Source organism: Rhizobium sp. BG4 (assembly GCF_016864575.1).
Lineage (GTDB): Bacteria > Pseudomonadota > Alphaproteobacteria > Rhizobiales > Rhizobiaceae > Rhizobium.
Window position 1 is genome coordinate 2,710,001 of record NZ_CP044125.1, and the last position, 23,071, is coordinate 2,733,071.

A 23,071-nucleotide genomic window follows, 5' to 3' on the forward strand; every position below is an offset into this window, starting at 1 on the left:
GCGTAACTTCGGAAGAAGCGTGACCCCATTTTACGCAAGTGAGATGGGGTGGCACAGACCAGGGGTAGCGACTGTTTATCAAAAACACAGGGCTCTGCGAAGTCGCAAGACGACGTATAGGGTCTGACGCCTGCCCGGTGCTGGAAGGTTAAGAGGAGAGGTGCAAGCTTTGAATCGAAGCCCCAGTAAACGGCGGCCGTAACTATAACGGTCCTAAGGTAGCGAAATTCCTTGTCGGGTAAGTTCCGACCTGCACGAATGGCGTAACGACTTCCCCGCTGTCTCCAACATAGACTCAGTGAAATTGAATTCCCCGTGAAGATGCGGGGTTCCTGCGGTCAGACGGAAAGACCCCGTGCACCTTTACTATAGCTTTACACTGGCATTCGTGTCGGCATGTGTAGGATAGGTGGTAGGCTTTGAAGCGGGGACGCCAGTTTCCGTGGAGCCATCCTTGAAATACCACCCTTATCGTCATGGATGTCTAACCGCGGTCCGTTATCCGGATCCGGGACAGTGTATGGTGGGTAGTTTGACTGGGGCGGTCGCCTCCGAAAGAGTAACGGAGGCGCGCGATGGTGGGCTCAGACCGGTCGGAAATCGGTCGTCGAGTGCAATGGCATAAGCCCGCCTGACTGCGAGACTGACAAGTCGAGCAGAGACGAAAGTCGGTCATAGTGATCCGGTGGTCCCGCGTGGAAGGGCCATCGCTCAACGGATAAAAGGTACGCCGGGGATAACAGGCTGATGACCCCCAAGAGTCCATATCGACGGGGTTGTTTGGCACCTCGATGTCGGCTCATCGCATCCTGGGGCTGGAGCAGGTCCCAAGGGTTTGGCTGTTCGCCAATTAAAGCGGTACGTGAGCTGGGTTCAGAACGTCGTGAGACAGTTCGGTCCCTATCTGCCGTGGGTGTAGGAATATTGACAGGATCTGTCCCTAGTACGAGAGGACCGGGATGGACATATCTCTGGTGGACCTGTTGTCCTGCCAAGGGCATAGCAGGGTAGCTATATATGGACGGGATAACCGCTGAAGGCATCTAAGCGGGAAACCCACCTGAAAACGAGTGTTCCCTATCAGAGCCGTGGAAGACGACCACGTTGATAGGCCGGGTGTGGAAGTGCGGCAACGCATGAAGCTTACCGGTACTAATAGCTCGATTGGCTTGATCGTTCTCATTGATCAATGCTCATCAGGCGCCAAAGGCGCCTCATGATGCAAGACGTGTTCAAAACCAGCGAATAAAATGGCGAAGCGAAACTATTCGCTACTCACTAATCCCTATTCGCTCAAAATCCAGCTTCTCAATTGTTGCGCTTCGCTGACCTGGTGGTCATGGCGGGGTGGCTGCACCCGTTCCCATTCCGAACACGGCCGTGAAACGCCCCAGCGCCTATGGTACTTCGTCTTAAGACGCGGGAGAGTCGGTCGCTGCCAGGTCTGCTAAACGCAACATAAATCTTCTCATCACATTCTACGGCCCAAAGCCGATCAAAGGGCCGCTCGCAAAGCGGCCTTTTTGCTTTCGAGCCCTATATGTAGACTGAAATAGCGATGCACCGGATCTATAATGGTGCGTCCCTTACAGGAGACAACTCCTTCGGAGTTGCTCCGGCAGTAAGCGTAAATCGCCAAAGGCGTTTTACGCTATCGCGACAAAACCCAAAGGGTTTTGCGCTGGACGCGGGGTGGAGCAGCCCGGTAGCTCGTCAGGCTCATAACCTGAAGGCCGCAGGTTCAAATCCTGCCCCCGCAACCAAACTTCCCGGAATCCTATCGACCTATCGATGGCGCAAAAGCTTCGCTTTCCCCGGCGATCGTAGATCATCGTCCTACGGACCATAACCTCAACGCAGAAGGTTCAAAGCCTCACCCCGAAACCAACGATCCAGACACACATCACAGCCCGCCATCACGCGGGTTTTGCGTTTATGGGCTGGAGATAAACCGCAGCCTCACTCCTCCCGAAACGCACGGCTCAACTGATCCGTCAGCGGCTTTGTGAAAAACGACATCGCCGTCCGCTCCTGTGTCGAGATGAAGACTTCGACCGGCATGCCGGGCAGGAGTTTGTGGTTACCGAGCCTGGCGAGTTCGGTGGGGGAGACGGCGATGTCGGCTAAGTAGAAGATCTGGCCGGTTGACGGGTCGGTGCTGGTGGCGGCGGAGACGTAGGCGATGCTTCCGGAGAGCTCCGGCGTCGAGCGCTGGTTGAAGGCCGAGAAGCGCATGCGGGTGTCCTGGCCGATCGAGACCTGGTCGATATCGGTCGGCGCCAGACGGGCCTCGATCTTCAGCGCGGCATCGGCGGGGACGAGGGTGAGCAGCTTTTCGGCCGGCGTGATGACGCCGCCGATCGTGTGGACGAAGAGTTCGTTGACGGTGCCCGAAAGAGGGGCACGGATGTCGGTGCGGGCGAGGCGGTCCTCAACGGCGATGCGGCGTTCCCTCAGTTCCGAAATCTTCGGCTCGACGATGCCGAGTTCGCGCTGGGCCTCGGTGCGGGCGGCCTCGTCGATGGCGATGATCTGGACCTGGATTTCGCTCATGCGGGCGCGGGAGCGGGCGATATTGGCCTGGATCTCGCCGCTCTCGCCGGTCAGCTTGGCGATCTCGCGGTCGATGAAATATTTGCGCGACGTGTCGATCAGCTTCCTGTCGGCCAGTCCCTTGATCTTGTCGTGCTCGGTCTGGACCAGTTCGAGCTCGCCAGCCTTGGCGTCGCGCTGGGCGATCAGGCCCTTCAATTCCTCCTCGAGCTGCGAGATACCATATTGCAGCTGCTGCTTCTGGTTCTGCCGGTTGCGGCGGTTGCCGTCGAACATCTTCTGTTCGCCGGTGGCGACCAGCGGGAATTCGCCGAGGATGGCCTCGAGTTCCGCCGGGTAGGCGATCGCCTCCACATTGTCGCGCTCGGCGATCAGCCGCGCCTGACGGGCGGTGAGTTCGACGAGCTGGGTGCGGACGATCGAGAGCTCGGCGCGGGTCTGCGCGTCGTCGAGGCGCAGCATGATCTGCCCCTTGCCGACCTGATCGCCTTCCTTGACGGCGATTTCGCTGACGATGCCGCCGTCGCGATGCTGGATCGATTTCAGGTTCCGGTCGACCTTCATCACCCCCGAGGCGATGATCGCGCCCCTGAGCTGCGTGGTCGCCGCCCAGCCGCCGGCGCCGGCAAAGAGCAGCAGGCCGAGGGCAATACCGGCGGTGATGCGGGTCGCCACCGGGAACATGTTGTTGGTTTCGGCCGACGGCCGCTGCTGGTCCTGGTTCATCGCCTGTCCCCCCGTCTCTACACATTCTCGACAATGACAAGCAGATGGTGACCCGTGAGATTGATGGTCATCTCGTAATGCTCGTCTTTGTCCATATCGACTTCGATCAGCGTCTGGCTGAGCTCGTCCGTTCCCTCGTGCCGGACGCGGATCGGCAGCGGCGTGGCATCAGCCTTGTCGCCGTAGATGTCCTCGAAGCGCTCCTCGATGCCGTCGAGCACCTCCTCGAAGATCTTGTATTTGGAGATGTCGATGCGATCGCCGACCATGAAATCGAGGATCTGGTGGACGACATCGGCGCTGCTTTCGCCGGCGGGGACGGTGAACTCGAACGTATCGTTTCCATCGCCGCCCGAGATGATGGCGGCGGTCAGTCCTGCCCGGATGACATCGTCGCCGGAGCCGGCAACGGCCTTTTCGAAACCCTCGATAATGTCCTGGCCGACTTCGAAACCGGTCGCCTTGCCGCTTTCGAGATCGATCAGCACGCCATGGGCGGTCTGCGAATAATCGATCGTGTCGTCGCCATCGCCGCCGTCGAAGACGTCGTCGGCTTCATCGGCCCGCGCTTCGACCGTGTCATCGCCATCGCCTGCGAAGAGAAATTCCTCGCCGTCACCATCGCGCAGGATGTCGTCGCCGTCGCCGGTCTTGATCACCTCGAAGTTGCTGATGCTGTCCGTGCCGATTTCGGCGCCGCTGGCATTGGCGGCGACGAGGTCGACGACGACGGAGAGGACGGCTGCGGAATAGTCGAGCGTGTCGACGCCTTCGCCGCCGTCATAGCTGTCGGCAGCCCAGTCGAAATCGCCGGTGACGGTGTCGTTTCCTTCGCCGCCCTTGACGAGATCGGTACCGGCGCCGCCGCTGATTTCGTCATCGCCGGCATTGCCATGCAGCTCGTCGGCGCCATCGCCGCCGGTGAGCGTATCGTCTCCTGATCCGGCGCGGACGATCTCGAAATCGGTGACGGTGTCGCAGCCGATCTCGCTGCTCTCGGCCTCGCCGGAGACGAGGTCGATCTCGACGGCCTCGGCAAGGGCGGAATAGTCGAGCGTATCGGTGCCGGCGCCGCCATCATAGATATCGTCGGCCTGGTCGGCATCGCCGGTGACGGTATCATCGCCATCCTCGGCCTTGACCGTATCCGCGCCGCGGCCGCCGCTCAGCACATCGCGGCCGGTCCCGCCTGCGAGGTGATCGTCGCCGGCGCTGCCGAGGACAACGTCGTCGCCGTCGCCGCCATCGAGGCGGTCGTTGCCGTCTTCGCCGTCGATGATGTCGTTTCCGGCATCGCCATAGAGCTGATCGGCGCCATCGCCGCCGCGCAGCAGATCGGCATCGGCACCGCCGCTGAGGAGGTCGTCGCCGGCCTCGCCGAACAGGCTGTCCCGGCCGTCCTCGCCATAGAGCCGGTCGTTTCCGGCGCCGCCCCAGATATGGTCGTCGCCGAGGCCGCCGAGCACGATGTCGTCGCCATTGCCGGCAAAGATCGTGTCATTGCCGCTGCCGCCGAGGATATGGTCGTTGCCGTCTCCGGCGCTGATCACGTCATTGCCGCTGCGGGCATCGATATTGTCATTGCCGGCGAGGCCTTCGATATCGTCGGCGCAGGCGGTTCCGGCGATCAGGTCGTCGCCCGATGTGCCGGTGATCGGCGGCGCCTTGACGACGGAGAAATGCGCCGTCTGCGAGACCAGGGCCTGGCCGTCGCTGATCATGTAGGTGATGGTGACCGGGCCGAGACCGGCGGCGTCGAAGCTCCAGCCGCTGGCGGTCTGGACGAGTTTTCCCGAGGACACGGCGATATCCTTGGTCGACAGCAGGTCGCCATCGGGATCAATGCTGCCGCGCAGCAGATCGGCAAGGCCGATCAGCGCCAGGCCGCAGCCGGAGATATCGGCGAGTGTCACCGGGCCGTTGGTCCGCGGAGCGCGGTTGACCGGTTTTGCCGCGGACTCTGTGTTCGAAGAGCGCGCCGCGCCGCCTGCGCGCGGGCCGGAATCCGGCTGGACCTGGCGCGGCCCGGTCCAGGCATTGTCGTTGGAGGCGTGGAAGGAGGCGGAGACGCCGCCGAAACTCTTCAGCAGGGACAGGCTCGGCAGGTTCAGCCGGTTGAACTCGATGGCGTCGGAATCGGTGAGCGCATAGCTGACCCGGTTCTTGTGGCCGGAGAGCACGACGCCACCCGGTTTGCCGCCGGAGTAGGAGCCGCCGATCTCTTCGTCGGGCATGCGGACCACGGCGCCGGCGGTCTCGACGTCGATCGGCGGCAGATCGTCTTCATCGCTGGTGGGGCGGCGGGGATCGGGCTCGCCGCCGCGTGGGGCTTCCTGCGGGTTCCCGAGTGCGCTTTTCAGATAGAGCGCAAAGCCCGTCAGCAGCAGGGAAAGGAAGACCGGCACCCGGGACAGCTTGTCGTCGCTTTTCAGCACATAGCGGTCGTGCGGGTCTTCTTCGGTCTTTGCGGTTTTGGTGCCTTTGACCTCGATCATTCTGACATCCTCGCGGTGATGCGTGATCCAAGCTGCGTCATGGCGGCCGGGCGACTGCCGGTTTCGGCGGCTGCGGGCTTGAGGATCTCGTCCTTGGGTCCGAAGGCCACCATCTTTCCGCTCTGGATGACGGCGACCATATCGACGGCGGCCAATGCGCTTGGCCGGTGAGCGATGACGATGGCAATACCGCCGCGGGCGCGCACGGCCTTGATCGTCTGGGTCAGTGCCGCTTCGCCCTCGCCATCGAGATTGGAATTCGGCTCGTCCATGACGACGATGAAGGGGTTGCGGTAGAGCGCCCGGGCAAGGCCGATGCGCTGCCGTTGCCCGGCCGAGAGCGAGACCCCCTGCGGCCCGAGCGCGGTGCGATAGCCATCCGGCATCCGCACGATCATCTCGTGGATGCCGGTGGTCTGTGCCGCATCGACGATCCCCCGGGATCGACCTGGGGCTCCAGACGACAGATGTTTTCCTCGATCGAGGCATCCAGCAGCGCCACATCCTGCGGCAGGTAGCCGACATGCTGGCCGAGGTCGTCATCCGACCATTGAGTGAGCTCGGCGTCATCGAGACGGACGCTGCCGCGAAGGGTCGGCCAGACGCCGGTCAGTGCCCTGGCCAGCGTGGTCTTGCCGCCGCCGCTCGGGCCGATGATGCCGAGTGCCTGCCCGGCGGCGATCTCGAAGCTGACTTCGCTGAGCAGCACGCGGCCGGAGCCGGGGGCGGCAACGGTGATCTTCTCGACCTTCAGCGAGCGGCTAGGTGCGGGAAGCGGCATCGGCGGCACGGCGCCGGCAAGCGCGATCACGGTTTCCTTCAGTCGCAGGAAGGCAGTGCGGGCGGCGACGAAGCCTTTCCAGTTGCCGATCGCCAGATCGACAGGGGCGAGCGCCCGGGCGGAGGCAACGGAGGCGGCGATGATGGCGCCTGCCGAAAGCTCGCCCTTGATCGTCAGCCAGGCGCCGAGACCGAGCACGGCCGATTGAAGGATCATGCGCAGCACGCGGGAGATCGCCCCGAAGGTGCCGCTGATGTCGTTGGTGCGGGTCTGCAGTTCGAGATGATCCTGGTTGGCGCGGTTGAAGCGTTCGACGGCCCGCCCGGCAAAGCCCATTGCCTTGAGGATATCGGCATTGCGGGCGTTGGAATCGGCAATGGCGTTGCGCTCGATGCCGGATTTGTGGGTGGCGCTCGCCAGCCGCCGGGTCATCAGCTCGGTGATGATCGTCAGCATCGACAGCACGAAGGCGCCGGCGAAGGTCAGCGCACCCAGATAGGGATGCAGCATATAGACGAAGATGAGATAGAGCGGCATCCAGGGCAGATCGAAGAGGGCCACGGGCCCCTGACTGCCGAGGAAGGAGCGGACCGTATCGACATCCCGGCCGCGCTCCAGCGCTTCTGCTGTCGAGAAGCCGAAACGCGGCATGTCGATTGCCACCTGATGGGCGAGCGGGGCAAGACGGCTGTCGAGCCGCGCGCCCATGCGCACCAGGATCTGCGAGCGGATGATGTCGAAGAGGCCCTGGAAGAGGTAGAGGCCGATGGCGAGTGCCGAGAGGCCGAGCAGCGTTGGGACGCTGCCGCTCGTCAATGCGCGGTCATAGATTTGCAGCATGTAGAAAGAGCCGGTCAGCGCGAGAATATTGATGGCGCCGGAGGTGAAGAAGAGGAACACGAAAATCCCTCTCAATCCGGATGTCAGCTTCTCGACCTGTTTGCGCTTGGCTCCGGTCAGCGGGTTCTTGGGGCGCATGTCGTTCACCACTTCTTTGATGACGGGAATTCAGGTGCGCCGGGTTTTCCGGCGCACCTGACGTTTCGGATCAGAGATTGAAATCCGAAGTGGTGAGGTTGTGGTTCCCCTTGATGCTGAGGCGCAGCTCGGCGCTGCTGTCGCCATCGACGCTGCCCTGGACGACCGTGTAGTCGCCGTCGGCCCGGACTTCATGCGTGACGATCAGCTGCGCGGCGCCCGTCAGCGTCGAACCGTTGACCAGCGTGAAGGCCTGGTTGCCGGCAAGGCCGCCATTGGCGTCGGTGCCACTGAGGTCGATCTTGTCGCCGGGCTGGAAGCCGAGGATGGTATCGCCATCGGCATCCTTTTCGGAGAGGAAGACGAACTTGTCGTTTCCGGCGCCGCCATCGAGGATGTTGGCGGAGGCATTGGCGGTGATCGTGTCATTGCCTGAACCGGTCACGACATTTTCCATGCCCCAGAGCGTATCGGTGCCCGACTGTGTGCTCGAGGCGCTGCCCCGGCCCATGAAGCCGCTGCCGAGATCGACATTCAGATTGGCGGTGATCGCCGCCAGATCCAGCGTGTCGCTGCCGGCGTCACCGTAATAGGTGTCGTCGCCGTCACCCGCTTCGGCCACGAAGAGATCGTTGCCGTCCCCGCCATGGGCGGTATCGTTGCCCGTACCGGTCTGGATCATGTCGTCGCCGGCATCGCCGAAGACGCGGTCGGATCCGGCATCGCCATAGAGCATGTCGTTACCATCGCCGCCGATGAGATCGTCGTTTCCGGCGCCGCCGAAGACCATGTCGTTGCCGCCTTCGGCATTGAGGAAGTCGTCGCCGTCATCGCCGCGGATGATATCGGCACCGGCGCCGCCGGTTGCCACATCATTGCCCGCGAAGCCGACGATCGTCTCGCCACTCGCCGCACCGAGGAGAACGTCGCCTGCTGCCGTGCCGGCGATCATCGCTCCTGTCGTTGCTGCCGGCGGCGTTGGGGTGGTCGGCGGTGTCGGCACCGGCGGCGTGCCGGCATCGTCTTCTTCCTCTTCGGCCGTCGTGCCTTCACCATTGAACTGCGGCAGCCCGCCTTCGCTGGTGAACTGGATGCTGTGCTCGCCATTGGTCATCGTCGTCACGCCGTTTGCCCCGGTCGTGATCTCGTAATCGGCCGCGGTGGTGCCGGCGGCGAGCTCGATGACATCTTGAGGACGCAGCGTGCCGATGATCGTGTCGTTGCCGCCGTTGGAGCGGAAGACGATGCGGTGGGCGGAACCAAGCGCCGAGATATCGATCGTGTCATCCCCTGCGTCGCCATCGATGGTGATGGTGTTGAGACGCAGGCTGGTCGTCGAGAAGTCGCCGACGATGTTGAAGCTGTCGGCTCCTGCGCTGCCGGATGTGCCGGAGGGATCGACACCATTGATGCGGATTTCCTCGATCTCGCTGAGTTCGGCGATGACGGAGGCATTGTTGCTGCCGTTGCGGGTGACGACGATTTCCGTCGTGGCGTTGAGGTTTGCCGCGACATTGCCGGCGATCGCCAGCCAGGCTGCCCTGGTGTAGATCGTGTAGGCCTCGGCCGTGGCATTGCCGTTGATAACGAAGGTGTCGCCCGCGGCTCCTTCCGTTCCGCCATTGACGATATCGCGGCCATCGGTGGCGCCGGAAGCATTGGCATTCCAGATAACGGTGTCGTCGCCGGCGTCGCCGTTGATGGTGTCGACGCCAAGGCTTCCGGTGGCGGTGACGATGAAGTTGTCGACGAAGAAATCGTCGCCATTGTCCCAGTCGCCATTTGCCAGGAAGCGGATGGCAGACTGCGGTCCGATCTGTGCGGCCGACAGGGTGGTGTTGAACGTGCCGCTTGCCGTGCTCAGCACGCCGCCGGTCAAAGTCTCCCAGCTGCTGGTCGTGTGGTTCCAGGCCTGGACGGTGACATTCTCGCCGCCCGTCAGCGTGGCGTCGCCGACATAGGCGAACTGGATGGTCGCCCCGGTGGCTCCGGTCAGGTCGAACGAGCGCTGGATGAATTCACCACCGTCGATCGCTTGCGTGAACTGCAGGCGGCTGCCGGTGGCGGTATTGATCAGGATGTCGCCGCCGTTGGCGGCCGTCGTCTCACCGCCGCCTTCGGTCCACTCTCCGGCGAAGGCGAGCGTGCCGTTGTTGTCGGCATAGGAAACCGCGCCGTCGAAGTTGTCCGCGAAGGTGCCGCCATTGGCTCCGATGCCGCCAGAGAGCGTATCGTTGCCGTCGCCGCCATTCAGCGTATCGACGCCTTCATCGCCGTTGATGACGTCGTCTCCGCCTGCGCCGCTGAGGACGTCGTTGCCGCCCAGACCGTTGATGGTATTGGCTGCGGCATTGCCGGTGATGGTATTGGCCCCAGCAGTCGGGGCGCCGAAGTTCGGCGGCGGCGCTGCGGCAAGCGTGAAGTCGGAAATGTCGATAGCAGCGTTGTTGGCTCCGTTAATCTGGATCGTGCCCTGAATGGCCGATGCCGCGCCGTTCTCACGGATGGTAATGATCGTGCTGCCGCCGGGGCCGGCGGATTCAAACACACGGTTGTTGAAGTTCGCTGCCGTCACGCCGAGGCCGGTGAGATCGATACGGTCCTGAGTGGCCGGGGTGCCGCCAGCAGCGTCGAAGCTGTTGATGACGTCGTTACCGAAGTTGGTGGCGTTGTAGATGATCGTGTTGAAACCACCGCCGACGTCGATCGTGTCGTTCCCGGCACCGCCGATGATGGTGTCGTTGTCGTCACCGCCATTCAGCGCGTCATTGCCGTTGCCGCCATCGAGGACGTCGTTGCCGTCATTGCCCGTCAGTGTGTCGTTGTCGCCGCCGCCGAAGAGCTGGTTGGCAGCGTCATTGCCGATGATCGTGTTGATCCCGGCATTGCCGGTTCCGTTGATGGCGTCGGCGCCCGTCAGCGTCAGGTTTTCGAGCCCGGTCGCCAGCGTGAAGCTGACCGAAGCCTGTACGGTATCGACATCGGTCGCGAGGCCGGTGCTTTCGTTGATGACGTCGCCGACATCATCGACGACATAGGTATCGTTGCCTTCGCCACCGATCATGGTGTCGGCGCCGAGGCCACCGTTGAGGGTGTCGTTACCGGCGAGGCCGCTCAGCGTGTCGGCGAGGTCGCCGCCGGTGATGGCGTTGTTGCCCGCGTTGCCGGTGCCGACGAACTGGCTGGCATCGGCGCCGAGGAAGGCGAGGTTCTCGACATTGGCCATGGCCGCAATCGACAGTTCGGCGAGGAAGGTCTCGACCGTATCCGTGCCTTCACCTGTGGCTTCGACAACGACGTCGAGCAAGTCGTCGACGCCGTAGGTATCGTCGCCCGCGCCGCCGACCATCGTGTCGGCGCCGATCGCGCCTTCGAAATCGTCGAGGGCGGCATTCAGACGGTTGTCGAGATCATCGTTGCCGGTGCCGCCGACCAGAAGATCGTCGCCGAGACCGCCGACAAGATCGTCATTGTCGCCGCCGCCGAAGATCAGGTCGTTACCGCTGCCGCCGGTGATGGCGTCATTATCGGCGTTTTCACCGGCAATGAGGTTGTTGATCGTCGAGGCAGACAGATTGACGGTGCGCGTGCCGCCCGTCGGGTCTGCCCGGCTGATGGCATAGTCTCCCACCAGCTGGTAGCCATTGAAGAAGGCACCGTTGAAGTTGATGAGTTCGACGCCGGTTTCAGCATTGGCGCCATCGAAGTGGTTGGCGACGGTGACTCTCTGGGCTACCGAGCTAGCGCCATTCGGCAGACTGTAGTCGATGACGAGATCGCCATCGTTGTTGGTGCCGTTATTGTCCACCACATTTAGTGCGGAGATCGTGTAGATCGGCAAACCATCGACATCGGTTCCGGTGACCGGCGCCAGGATCGAGATCTTGTCCGCCACGCCGCCGCTTGTGGCCGAGAGGCCTTCATTGATGACGTCGGTGCCGTCGCCGAGCGAGAAGGAATAGGTGTCGTTGCCGAGGCCGCCGTTGAGGGTGTCGCCGGCAGCCGTGGAGGTGACGGTGGTGAAGTTGACGACGAGATTGTCGATGGTGACGGTGTCGCCGCCTTCGAGGCTCGACGCAACGAAGCGTATCGCGGCGTTGCTGGTAAACGCTCCCGTGCCGAAGGTGCTGAGGTCGATGTTGCGGGGAGCGCCGGGGGTGTTGGTCGTGCTGGTGATCTGATCGACCTGAACAAAGGTGATGCCATCCCGCGAGAAGAACACCGTTACGTTGTCATTGTCGCCGCCTGCATCCAGTCCGGTTTCGATAATCGAGTAGCTGAGGTTGGCGGTTGCCGCGCCGGCAAGATTGAGTGTGCGCTGAATCTGCGCACCGTCGCCGGTGCCGAAGTAAAGAACGTTATTGACCTCGTCATCGATCTGGATTTGCCCATTGCTGGGACTGTTATTGTCGCCGCTCTCTACCCAATCCGGCCCCCAATTGGCGGTTCCGGTGCTATTGCCGAAGGCGTTGTCGTTGAAGTTATCGGCATACGACGAGGCCGTCGAGGTCGTCGTCACCCCATCGGCTCCACCCACGAGGATATCATCTCCGGCAAGCCCATTGAGTGTATCTGCCCCGGCAAGGCCGAGGATCAGATCGTCGGTCGCGGTTCCGTTCAGCGGCACGTCGCTATTCGCTGTCCCGACAATGATGTTGAGCGCATTGCCCGTGGCAAACTCCACCTTTTCGATGTTGCGCAGGCGGTCGCTGCCGTCGATCGCGTCTTCGACCGCATGGGTGACGATGACCTGCCCGTCGGTGGTGGCGGAGAAGGCATACTCGCCGCGGTCGCCGCGGAAGATGGCGGTGTCGCTGTCGGCGACATTGTCCGCGCCGGCCGTGGTGATTTCGCGGATGATCTGCAGCTGGCCGGGGTTGATTCTGCCTTCGAACATCCAGGCAGCGAGCGTCTTGGTAACAGACGCACCGTTGACGACAAGCGTGACGAGGCTCGTCATGCTCTTGATGTTCGGATTACCAGCAATTTCCGTTCCGGTCGGGCCGTTGTCATTGAAGCCACTCATGATGCCGATGCGGACGTTCAGCCACTTGTCGCCATCGATGATGTCGTCGCCGCCATTGCCCTGGATCCTGTCGCTACCGTCACCGCCGAGGATGATGTCTCCACCGGCAAAGGAGGTGACGCCCGCCCCGAGGACGGCCTGCAGGCCTGAGATCAGGGCGATGCCCTGGGCATCGAGCACGCTGCCGAGATAGCCGCTGGCGCCGCCGTTGTTGAGGCTCGCGCGGTCGGCCGCCACGTCTTCGGTGCCGCCGAGCTCGTCGGCGAACCTGGTGCCTGACAGGCCTTCCATCGACTCGTATTCGTCGAGGGCGGCGTTCTGCGGCAGGGTCGGAGCCTCGTCGAAGACGATCGGGCGCGACAGGTCGGCATTCACGCCGAGCGTATTGTCCTTGTAGGTCGCCCAGTCGAAGCCGGACATACCGGCCATCTTGCCGCGGCCGGCGCTGCCGACCATGATGTCGTCGCCGCCTTCGCCGATGAACTCGTCGAAGCCGCCGTCGCCGAGGAATACATCGTTTCCGTCGATGCCGTCATGGGCAAAGATTTCGTCGAAGTTGTCGCCGGGGGCGCCGTCGAAGGTCCCGGTTTCGATCCAGTCGTCGCCCTCGTTGCCGAGGATGCGTTCGGCATTCTTGTTGCCGTAGATGAAGTCGTTGCCGGTGCCGGCGAAGACTTCCGAGCCCATGTCGGTGCCGAGGAAGATGAAGTCCTGGCCGTCATTGCCCATCACAAGGTCGAGGCCCGGGCCGGCATGCACGACGTCATGGCCCTTGCCGGCCTTGATATTGTCGTCGCCGCCGCTGTCGACGATGATGTCGTGGCCATCGCCACCGTTGATGATGTCGTTGCCGAAACCGCCTTCCAGCCGGTCGTTGCCGGCGTCGCCGAAGAGCGTGTCGTCGCCGATGCCGGCGATAAGCGTGTCGTCACCGTTGGTGCCGCCGAGGACGACGTGGTCGCCGCCGGTGTAGCGGAGGTAGTTGGCGTCGGCGCCGGCGGTGGCCGGATTGTCGCGAATGACGAGGGGCGTCAGCAGGCTGGTGCCGAGAGGATCGATGCCGCGGTTGTCGGCGCTTTCATTGACCACCGTATTCGGATCGTCCTCCAGGATGCCGTCAGCGCCGGCATCTTCGCCAAGGCCGGGATTGTATTGCTTGGTACGGTCGACTTCGAGAATGAGGCCGGGCGTCGAGAAGACATCCGACGGCAGATGCGTCGCGTCGGTGTTGCGCATGATCATCGCAGCGAAGGAGTTGTTCTCCATCTCGCCGAACAGATGCAGCCCGTCGAGGCGCTGCAGATAGTAGAAGCGGTCGCCGTTCTGCAGCTTTTCCATCTGCACTTCGAAGACGAAGTTGAAGGTCGAGCCGAGCATGCCGCCGAAGGGCATGATCTGTTCGGCAAGGCCGCCGATCCAGAGATCGACGTTTTCAAGGCCGCCGAGCGAGCCGCCGGCATAGGCGCCGGTGGCATTCAGGAATTCCAAGCGGTCGTCTGGTACTGCGAAGCCGCCTGTCGAGACGCCGGTGATGATGGTCAGCGCGGCATCGCGCTTCTCCTGAAGCGTCGTAGCTCCGGTGATCAGCGTATGCGTGCCGTAGGATGCGATAAAGTTGATGATCGATGCTTCATGCTTGAGGTGACCAGCGAAGTCGACCCAGCTCTCATAGGGCTTGAGCAGCGAGTCCTCGTTTGTGGCCTCATAGAAGGTGCGCCGCGCCTCGTTCAATGAGGGCACCCCAGTGTCGCGTCCGCGGGCGAGGTTGATCGTTGCAAGATCGAGCGGCAGGCCGAGCAGGTTGTTGCGCAGCGCCGTCGTGACGAACTCGTCGATCTCGTTGCCGACCTGCCGGGTCATGCCGCGGACAATGGCACCAGCGGCAATGTCGTCAGTGATCGAGTGAGCAACGCCGGTGTCGCCGCCGTCGAAGGCGAGCGGATTGAGGAAGCCTTCGATCAGGCCGATATGATCTTCGTTGAACGACGGATCGAAGCGGTCGATCGACTCGGTCAGCATCGAGTGGCCGAAGCGATAGACGACATGAGCGAACTCGGCGACGATCGACGGGTCGATGGTGGTGTCGAAGCCATCCGGCACCAGGAACACGTTGATATTCGGCTGGATCTTGCGCGCGAACTCTTCGAAGACGAGATGCTGGTACTGCATCTCGGTGCCGAATTTTGCTGCCTGGAACAGGCGCTCGCCATCCCAGACCAGAGTTGCGATCTGTGCGGGCGTCGGCAGGGCGGCCAGATCGACCTCGAGCCATTCGTTGATGAAAGCGAGGTCGTTGCTCGCCAGCACCGTGTCCTTGGTATGCTGGACGAGTCGGTTGTGCTCGGCATGGAAGACATGGTGGACGGCGGTCAGGCCGATATTTTCGTTGACGCGACCGTCGCCGGCGATGAAGTGCGCGTCCAGCAACTCGTTATCATATTCGGTATCGCCATTGCCCGGGTTGCCGAGGCCGATGGTGATGTCGCCATCGGCGATCTTGCCGATCGGTACGGCCTCGTGGGCGATGTCGGCGAGGAACGCGCTGGCGGTGCGGATGGCGCCCGTAGTCGAGACGCCTAGTCCGCCGTTGGCGGCCGGATTGCCTTCGAGTACGACGTCATCGGCCGTGTTGGGGATGCCGTCTGCGCCGATCCCGAGGATGATCTGCGGGAAGCCGTTGGCACCGGGAATGAAGTTGCCATAGGGATCGGTGCGCAGCAGCGGCACGGCGCCGACATCGGCATCCGTCAGGTTGATGCCGAGCAGCGTCTTTGCCTGAGCTTTCACTTCGCCCCAGGTGGCCATGCCGCCATTTGCGCCCTCGATCAGCTTGCCGGTTGCGACGGGATCGCCTGCGGCATTGAACTGATACTGGCGCAGGAAGACCTGGTGCGATGCATGCGAGGCATAAGTCTGGTTCTGGTCGACATAAGAGGTCGTGGTGTTGACCGGGCGCACGTCGTCGGTGGTGCCCATGATGCCGTCTGCGCCGGGCGAAACCGTGGCGCGGGTCAGCACCATGAAGTTTGTATGGCTGCCTTCGACATAGAGCGGATCATCGGGCGCCAGCGGGATGAACACCGTGCCGCTGCCGCCCTTGTTGATCAGGTCGAGGCCGTGATCGAAGAACTGCCCGAACAGGGTGAACCAGGAATTGAACGGTGCCGACAGGCCTTCATCCGGTGCTACGGCAGGAAGATAGACATTGTCGCCCTGCATGGTGATGCCGAAGGGCTCAAGCGCCGTGTCGCGCACCGTGCGGGCCTCTTCGAGAGCGCTTACTGTCAAGGCATGGGCTGCCGTGGCCTCCGCCAATTCATCCAGCGCTATCTGCTCTTCCGGGGTCGGCGCGTTGTTGGGATCGCCATCGCCGAGCGCATCGGCCGCAGCCTTCGCATTCTGCATCGCGACGCGCGCCTGATATTCGGCATCCGAGGCTGGTTTGAATGCCTGGTAGATCGCCGTAACCGCAGGAAGATCGGTCATCGGGCTTGCTGCGCCGGCCCGCTCAAGTGCGGTCAGGATCGCGGCCGGGTTGCCGAGCGTCTGATCGACGAGCAGGTTGGAGATGGTGCGCAGGCTTGAATCGAAAACGAGGGAACCGGGATTGTTCGACGGGTTGTAGTTCGCTGCCGTCGGCATAGCCGGAGCCGGGCCAGCCGGGCCGTCGGGATCGAAGGACGTGCCGTCGGCGGGCCGGTAGATCGGTGACATCAGTTCAGGGAACTCGGCACCTGCGGCGCCCCACATTTCCTGGCCAGGCAGGAGGTGGTTGTAACTGCCATCGACCGTGCGCAGGCCCCAGGCGACGTTGTATGCCGGGATCAAGCCGTCTTCGCCGTAGAGCGTGGCTCCCGCGGAATGCGCCTCCGCAATCTTGATCTGTGCCAAGATGAAATCGAGATCCGAGCGAATATAGGTGACCATGTTACTCTCCCCTCCGATTGCATTGGAAACGTTATCGTTTCGCCAATGCTTGATCCCCAGTGTGAAATCGCAGGGCTATTCAGGTCGCCTTCCGGTTTTTACTGTGCGGTCATGCCGCGAGCGCAAAAATCCGGTGGAAAGTGAACGGCATTATCTGCGATGATCAGATGATGTCTTCGGGGGAGGCCATGGCATAGTTCCAAAGGTCCGGAGACGTCTAAAGACTTTGGTCTTCAGGGGGCCGGGACTTTCGACCCGGGAGGAAATGTGACTTACGTCCCGTACAAAAAGGAGCCGGGCGGCGGTGTGTCCGGCATTTCCAGGGTGTGGCAACGCCTTGATCTGACACAGCAATTTCTGATCGTTGCCGGACTCGTCATCTGTTGCTCGATGGCGCTTCTCGGCGAGTGGCTGAGCGGGCGGATCGCTGCAAACCAGCTCAGAAGCCGGGCCGAGTCCGGGGCGCTCTACATGGAGGGGTTCCTTGCCCGGCATGTCGACGGACCGGCGAGCGACCCCAAGGTTTCTGCGGCCCGGCAGCTCGAACTGGACGATCTCCTGATCGGCACCGATCTCGCAAGACGGGTCGAGGGCTTCAGGATCTGGCGGCATGATGGATTGGTCATTTACAGCACCAACAAGCAGCTGATCGGCCAGAAATTCCCCTCCGAGGACATCGACCGCGCTTTTGCCGGGCAGGTCGTGGCGCAGCTGGAGGACAGCCATGACGACGGCGAGGAGGACGGGCCGCCGACACGGCGGCCGCTGATCGAGATCTACGCGCCGATCTACGAGCCTGATACCCATGAGGTGATCGCGGTCGGCGAACTCTATGAGGAGGCTGCGGATTTCATCGTCCAGCGCAACCGGGTGCAGCAGCAGACCTGGGCGATCGTCGGGGCGACGACGCTGGCAATCATGGCGCTCTTGTTCCTGATCGTGCGGCGCGCCAGCCATACGATCGCCTATCAGCGGATGATCCTGAAGACGCAGCTGACCCAGGCGCAGGCCCTGGCGCGGCAGAATACCGAGTTGCGCAAGGCGGCCGACCGGGCGCGCATGGATGCCAGCAAGTCGAACGAGCAGCTGTTGAACCGGATCGGCGCCGATCTGCATGATGGCCCGGTGCAGCTGCTCAGCCTGCTGATCCTGAAGCTCAGCGGCGGGGCGTCAGGGCTGCCGAAGGCGGCGCTCGAGCACCTGCCGGATATCAGGGGCGCCGAGCTTGCGCCGGCGCATCTTGCCCGGCTGGTGCTGAACGAGCTGCGCGAGCTCTCGACCGGGCTGGTCATGCCGGAGATCGAGCATATGCCGCTGGAGGCGGCGCTGCGCAATGCGGTGGAGCAGCATGAATATGCGACGGGCTCGAAGGTGTCGGCCGACTACGAGGCGTTGCCGGAGCGCGTCGCCCATCCTCTGAAGATCTGTCTTTACAGGGTGGTGCAGGAGGGGCTGAACAATGCGTTTCGCCACGGCGGCGGGCAGGGGCAGCATGTCTCGGCTTCGGCCGATCTTTCGGCGATCACCGTCGTCATCACCGATGAAGGTCCCGGTCTTTCGGCGCCGAGCGCCACGTCGAGCCACCGCCCGCTCGGGCTGCAGGGCATCCGCAACCGTGTGGAAGCCTTCGGCGGCAGCGTCGAAATCCGGGCGCGGCAGGGGTCGGGAACGGAGTTGAAGGTGATCGTGCCGATGGAGGGAAACGGCATCTAGGCAGTCTAATGGCGCGGCAGCGCCTCTCCGCCGCCTTCGAGCTTCTGCGCGGCAATCAGCACTTCCAGGCGATTGCGGGCATTCAGCTTCTGCATCAGGATCGTCATGTAGTTCTTGACGGTCTTTTCGCCGATGTTGAGGCCGGTTGCGATCTGCTTGTTGGTGAAGCCGCGCAGCAGCATGCCGATGATCTGCCCTTCGCGGATGCTGAGCTTCACATCGCCGCCCGCCTTCTTGCGCAGCGAGGCGATTTTCAGCTCCTCGATCACCTTGCAGGCGAAGGCCGGAGTGATGAACATGTCGCCGCGGTGGACGGCGGCGATCGCCTGGATCAGCTCCTGGATGCTGCTGCCTTTCAGCACATAGCCGCTGGCGCCGGCATTGAGCGCACGCACGGCATAGTCGCTGCCGGTATTGGCGGTGAAGACCAGGATTCTCGTGCGGATTTTCTCAACCAGCTTGGCGATCGCGTCGAAGATATTGCCGGGCATCATCAGGTCGACGATGAAAACATCGGGCGCGCATTTCAGCCCGATCTCCAGCGCATCATCGGCACTCGATCCTGTGGCGGCGACCGTAAACTTCGGATGGCTTTTCAGGATTTCACTCAATCCCGCCAGCATTACCGGGTGGTCGTCTATGAGTGCCAATGAAATCTTGCTCATTTTACGCACCATCTACAACTTACATAGAATAATTTATAGGATCAAACCAATATAGTGTCCATCTAGTCCATTAGGACTACATTGGAAGTCGTAATATCGCTTGCGATGGATGTTTTATTCTATGCTATCTATTTGCCGTAACTTGCAATTGGTTCGCAATTGCATCTGTGACCTTGTCTGCTCGACATGCCCGGCAAAGCCGCCCTTTTGGGGTGGGTGAGGTGGTTCGATGCGGTGCTTCGCTCGAAATAATTCACTATCAATGCGTGTATCGATAGATTTCGTGCACGCCGATTTCCCGGCTGCAAATGCGTCGCGAGCCAGGCCGCCCCGGCTCGCGACTTATGCGGTCAGGCCTCGCTCTTGACCGGCATATTCTCCGCCATCGTCCGCTTGAAGCCGCCACCGCCGCCCATGCCGGGGGTGATGATCACGGGGTAGAGGTAGAGGAAATCGTGGAAGTGGACGACGGTCGTCGGGCCGTCGGCGAGGGTCACGGCATATTCTGCCGGGCCCGAGCGGTCGGGATGCTTCATGCCGCTGAGATTGAGGCCGGCCTGGTGGTTCAGGCCGTAGCTCATCGACATCGGGATGCCGTGCCAGGAGCCGGCGATCGGGCGGTGGACATGGCCGAAATACATGTGACGGATGGCCGGATGCGTCTTGAGCACCGCGAGCAGCGGCTCGTCGTCCACCATGCGGATCCGGTCGACGCCCATGCCGATGTCGAAGGGCGGGTGGTGGAAGAAGAGGTAGACGGGCTTGTCCAGCACCTCGGCAAGGCGGTCCTTCAGCCAGCTGAGGCGGGCCTCGTCCATATGGCCGGTATGTTTGCCATGCTCCACGGTGTCGAGCATGATCAGGCGGCAGCTGTCATAGTCGATCACCGATTGGACGAAGCCGTTGTCGTCGACGGGCTGATCGGGGAAGATCGAGCGGAAGTTATCGCGATTGTCGTGGTTGCCGATCATAAGCCGGTAGGGGATGACGGTTTCCTGGTCGAGGATATCGCGCAGCAGCGCATAGGCTTCCGGCTCGCCGCGATGGGTCAGGTCGCCGCTGAAGATCAGCCATTCGGCATCTGCCTGGTTGGCGCGGATATCGCGCAGCGCCTGGCGCAGGCGCACTTCCGGATCGGTATCGAACAGCGCGCCGCCCGGCGGCATCAGGTGCACGTCGGTCAGCTGGATGAATTTGGGCATGTCAGTCTCCTTATGATTTGGTGATTTTATCGTTTCAGGCTGCCGCGCTTTTCGGCTGCAATTCCATCAGGCGGCCGTCGCTGCCGAAGAAATGAAGGTGTTCGGAGGGCAGGCTGACCGGGAGTGTGGTGCCGACGGCCTGCTTGTCGCTGGCGGGCAGCAGGGCGGCCATGCCCGTCTGGCCGATCCGCAGATGCACCTGGCGGCCGTTTCCGAGTTCCTCGACGAACTCCACTGGCAGATTGGCGCCCCGGCCGATCTGCACATGCTCGGGCCGGATGCCGGCGACGATCTCGCTGCCGGGTGCTGCGGGCACGGCGCCGCCGAGCGGGATGCGCATCTCGCCGCCGAGCACTACGCCACAGCCGCTGTCATCGACAACAGCCGGGATCAGGTTCATCGGCGGGGAGCCGAGGAAGCTCGCGACGAAGGCGGTTGCCGGGCGCTCGTAGATATCGGCAGGCTTGCCGATCTGCTCGATGCGGCCCTTGTTCATGACGATCAGGATGTCGGCAAGCGTCATCGCCTCGATCTGGTCATGGGTGACGAACAGGCTGGTGACGCCCTGCTTGCGGTGCAGGCGCTTGATCTCGAGCCGCATCTGGGTGCGCAGCTTGGCGTCGAGGTTGGAGAGCGGCTCGTCGAAGAGGAAAACCTTGGGCTCGCGGATGATGGCGCGGCCCATGGCGACGCGCTGGCGCTGGCCGCCGGAGAGCTGGCCGGGCTTGCGCTGCAGGTAATCTTCGAGCTGCAGGGTGCGGGCGACCTCGGCGACGCGGCGGTCGATCTCGGCGCGCTTGACGCCTGCGACCACCAGCGAATAGCCGAGGTTCTGGGCAACCGACATATGCGGGTAGAGCGCGTAGTTCTGGAACACCATCGCGACATCGCGCTGGCGCGGTTCCAGCGTCTCGACGCGGCGGCCGGCGATCTCGATCTCGCCGCCGGAGGCACGCTCCAGCCCGGCAAGCAGCCTGAGCAGCGTGGACTTGCCGCAACCGGACGGACCGAGGATGACGGCGAAGGCGCCGCGCTCGATCTGCAGGTTGAGGCTGTGGAGCACCTGCGTCGCGCCGAAGGACTTGGTGATGTTGGAAAATTGGATTTCGGCCATGTGAAATATCCTTGCTTTTAGTCAGCCGCAGGCGGCTACTTTTCCGAGTTGACCAGGCCCTTGACGAACCAGCGCTGGGCGAAAACCACCACGGCGACCGGCGGCAGCATGACGAGCAGGGCGCCGGCCAGGATGACGTTCCAGTCCGAAGCGCCATCGGGTCCGGGCTGCATGAAGGTCAGTCCGATGGTCAGCGTGCGGTATTCGGAACCTGATGTGACGAGGAGCGGCCAGAGATACTGGTTCCAGCCGAAGACGAACATGATGACGGCAAGGGCCGCGATGTTGGTGCGCGATAGCGGCAGAAGCACATCCCGGAGGAAGCGCAGTGCCCCGGAACCATCCATCTTCGCCGCTTCCGTCAGCTCATCGGGAATGGTCAGGAAGAACTGACGGAACAGGAAGGTGCCGGTTGCCGTGGCGATCAGCGGCAGGGTCAGGCCGGCATAGGAATTGATCAGGCTCCAGTTGAGATCGACGCGGATGCCGGATGCGGTCTGGATCAGCCAGGCGAGGCCGGTCCATTCCAGGATGCGCTGCAGCGGCAGCAACACGTTCGAGGCGACTTCATAGGTCGGCACGATGCGCACTTCGAGCGGCAGCATCAGGGTGATGAAGATCATCCAGAAGGCGATGCCGCGGAAGCGGAAACGGAAGTAGACGAGGCTGAAGGCGGTGATCATGGCGATGACGATCTTGCCGACCATGATGATCGTCGCCGAGATCAGCGAGTTCATATAGAGCGTCGAGAAGCCGCCTTTTTCCCAAGCGGCGGCCATGTTGACCAGCAACTGATCGTCAGGCAGCAGCGGCTTCGGGAATTCCGCCATGCGCTCCAGCGGCAGCGTCGCGGTGATGAACGACACATAGATCGGGAAGCACATCAACAGCGTTGCGGTGATCAGCACTGCATGGGTGACGAAATTGAGGATCGGGGTTTTCTCGATCATTCGCTTGCCTCCCCCTTGTCGGAACCGGCGTAGTGGACCTTGCGCTCGACGAAGCGGAACTGCAGCAGCGTCACCGAGATGACGAGCGCCATCAGGATCAGCGACTGTGCCGAGGACGAGGAGAGGTCGAGGCCGACGAAGCCGTCCTTGTAGATCTTGTAGACCATCGTCTGCGTGGCGTTGCCGGGGCCGCCCTGGGTCATGACGTTGATGATACCGAAGCCTTCGGTGAAGGAGGTCGTGACGTTCAGGACCAGCAGCAGGAAGAAGGTCGGCGAGATCAGCGGGAAGACCAGGTCGAAGAAGCGGCGCACCGGTCCGGCGCCATCCATGGCGGCGGCTTCCACGAGGCTGTTGGGGATTGCCTGCAGACCGGCGAGAAAGAACACGAAATTGAAGGTGATCGAGGTCCAGCTGGAGGCGACGATGACCATGATCAGCGCGTCGCCGCCATTCAGCGACGGGTTCCAGAAACCCGGATACCACTGGTTGACGATGCCCATGAAGCCGATCTGCGGCTGGAAGATATATTGCCAGGCGACAGCGGCGACGGGGGCCGCGACCGCGTAGGGCCACATGATCGCGGTCTTGTAGATGATCGTGCCGCGCAGGCCCCGGTCGGCGAAGACGGCAAAGATCAGCCCGAGGCCGAGCGCAATCACCGTCGTCGAAACCGACATGATCAGCGTGTTGCGGATGGCGCTGTGATAGACCGGGCTGACGGCGATCTCGGCGATGTTGCGAAGACCGACCCAGACGGCATCGCCGCCGAAAGGCGGTTCGAGCGTGAAGGACCAGAACAGGGCCTGGCCGGTCGGCCAGTAGAAAAACAGGAAGATGATCAGCAGCTGCGGACCTATCAGCAGGTAAGGCAGCCACCGCTCTTCGAAGACGACGCGTTTAATCATGTGATGCTCGGCCAGAAACTATGGGGAGCTTGC

Annotated in this window: 9 protein-coding genes, 1 tRNA gene, 2 rRNA genes and 1 pseudogene (1 of these 13 only partly in view); 4 read left to right on the forward strand and 9 right to left on the reverse strand. The window is 62.5% G+C overall.

Annotation, left to right across the window (positions count from 1 at the left end):
• The 3 genes from F2982_RS13680 to F2982_RS13690 all read left to right on the forward strand — a co-directional run.
• A 23S ribosomal RNA gene (locus tag F2982_RS13680) occupies nucleotides 1-1,177 on the forward strand (it extends 1,623 nt beyond the left edge of the window).
• A 152-nt stretch (nucleotides 1,178-1,329) separates the two neighbouring features.
• A 5S ribosomal RNA gene (gene rrf, locus F2982_RS13685) occupies nucleotides 1,330-1,444 on the forward strand.
• Between the two features lie 242 nt (nucleotides 1,445-1,686).
• A tRNA-Met gene (locus F2982_RS13690) sits at nucleotides 1,687-1,763 on the forward strand.
• Nucleotides 1,764-1,959: 196 nt separating this feature from the next.
• On the opposite strand, the gene F2982_RS13695 is transcribed toward F2982_RS13690, so the two are convergent.
• The 4 genes and pseudogenes from F2982_RS13695 to F2982_RS13710 all read right to left on the reverse strand — a co-directional run bounded on the left by F2982_RS13695 (nucleotide 1,960) and on the right by F2982_RS13710 (nucleotide 16,486).
• On the reverse strand, nucleotides 1,960-3,279 hold the full coding sequence (locus F2982_RS13695) for an HlyD family type I secretion periplasmic adaptor subunit (RefSeq protein ID WP_203428132.1): 1,320 nt from the start codon (nucleotides 3,277-3,279) through the stop codon (nucleotides 1,960-1,962).
• 17 nt (nucleotides 3,280-3,296) lie between these two features.
• On the reverse strand, nucleotides 3,297-5,774 hold the full coding sequence (locus F2982_RS13700; protein WP_203428133.1) for a cadherin-like domain-containing protein: 2,478 nt from the start codon (nucleotides 5,772-5,774) through the stop codon (nucleotides 3,297-3,299).
• Nucleotides 5,771-7,533 (reverse strand): annotated as a pseudogene (locus F2982_RS13705) (type I secretion system permease/ATPase). The gene F2982_RS13700 and the pseudogene F2982_RS13705 overlap by 4 nt, the downstream one beginning before the upstream one ends.
• A gap of 70 nt (nucleotides 7,534-7,603) precedes the next feature.
• Nucleotides 7,604-16,486, reverse strand: coding sequence for a peroxidase family protein (locus tag F2982_RS13710; protein WP_203428134.1), 8,883 nt, complete (start codon nucleotides 16,484-16,486; stop codon nucleotides 7,604-7,606).
• Nucleotides 16,487-16,753: 267 nt separating this feature from the next.
• On the opposite strand from F2982_RS13710, the gene F2982_RS13715 reads away from it, so the two are divergent.
• Nucleotides 16,754-18,199 (forward strand): ATP-binding protein, encoded by a 1,446-nt coding sequence (locus tag F2982_RS13715; protein WP_203428135.1) that lies wholly within the window; start codon nucleotides 16,754-16,756, stop codon nucleotides 18,197-18,199.
• A 5-nt stretch (nucleotides 18,200-18,204) separates the two neighbouring features.
• Here F2982_RS13715 and F2982_RS13720 read toward each other — a convergent pair whose 3' ends face one another.
• The 5 genes from F2982_RS13720 to F2982_RS13740 all read right to left on the reverse strand — a co-directional run bounded on the left by F2982_RS13720 (nucleotide 18,205) and on the right by F2982_RS13740 (nucleotide 23,038).
• Nucleotides 18,205-18,864, reverse strand: a complete 660-nt coding sequence (locus F2982_RS13720) for a response regulator transcription factor (RefSeq protein WP_112719993.1) — start codon at nucleotides 18,862-18,864, stop codon at nucleotides 18,205-18,207.
• Between the two features lie 350 nt (nucleotides 18,865-19,214).
• Nucleotides 19,215-20,066 (reverse strand): phosphodiesterase, encoded by an 852-nt coding sequence (locus F2982_RS13725; RefSeq protein ID WP_130284102.1) that lies wholly within the window; start codon nucleotides 20,064-20,066, stop codon nucleotides 19,215-19,217.
• 34 nt (nucleotides 20,067-20,100) lie between these two features.
• Complete coding sequence (gene ugpC / locus F2982_RS13730) at nucleotides 20,101-21,180, reverse strand: sn-glycerol-3-phosphate ABC transporter ATP-binding protein UgpC (protein WP_112719995.1); 1,080 nt, start codon at nucleotides 21,178-21,180, stop codon at nucleotides 20,101-20,103.
• Nucleotides 21,181-21,215: 35 nt separating this feature from the next.
• Nucleotides 21,216-22,130, reverse strand: a complete 915-nt coding sequence (locus tag F2982_RS13735) for an ABC transporter permease subunit (RefSeq protein WP_203428136.1) — start codon at nucleotides 22,128-22,130, stop codon at nucleotides 21,216-21,218.
• Entirely contained in the window at nucleotides 22,127-23,038 is a 912-nt protein-coding gene (locus F2982_RS13740) for an ABC transporter permease subunit (protein ID WP_199627740.1), read from the reverse strand. The genes F2982_RS13735 and F2982_RS13740 overlap by 4 nt, the downstream gene beginning before the upstream one ends.
• Nucleotides 23,039-23,071 lie beyond the last annotated feature (33 nt).

Coding starts and splice junctions, on each gene's coding strand:
- F2982_RS13695 (WP_203428132.1), bottom strand. CDS start 3,279: ATGAACCAGGACCAGCAGCGGCCGTCGGCCGAAACCAACAACATGTTC.
- F2982_RS13700 (WP_203428133.1), bottom strand. CDS start 5,774: ATGATCGAGGTCAAAGGCACCAAAACCGCAAAGACCGAAGAAGACCCG.
- F2982_RS13710 (WP_203428134.1), bottom strand. CDS start 16,486: ATGGTCACCTATATTCGCTCGGATCTCGATTTCATCTTGGCACAGATC.
- F2982_RS13720 (WP_112719993.1), bottom strand. CDS start 18,864: ATGAGCAAGATTTCATTGGCACTCATAGACGACCACCCGGTAATGCTG.
- F2982_RS13725 (WP_130284102.1), bottom strand. CDS start 20,066: ATGCCCAAATTCATCCAGCTGACCGACGTGCACCTGATGCCGCCGGGC.
- ugpC (WP_112719995.1), bottom strand. CDS start 21,180: ATGGCCGAAATCCAATTTTCCAACATCACCAAGTCCTTCGGCGCGACG.
- F2982_RS13735 (WP_203428136.1), bottom strand. CDS start 22,130: ATGATCGAGAAAACCCCGATCCTCAATTTCGTCACCCATGCAGTGCTG.
- F2982_RS13740 (WP_199627740.1), bottom strand. CDS start 23,038: ATGATTAAACGCGTCGTCTTCGAAGAGCGGTGGCTGCCTTACCTGCTG.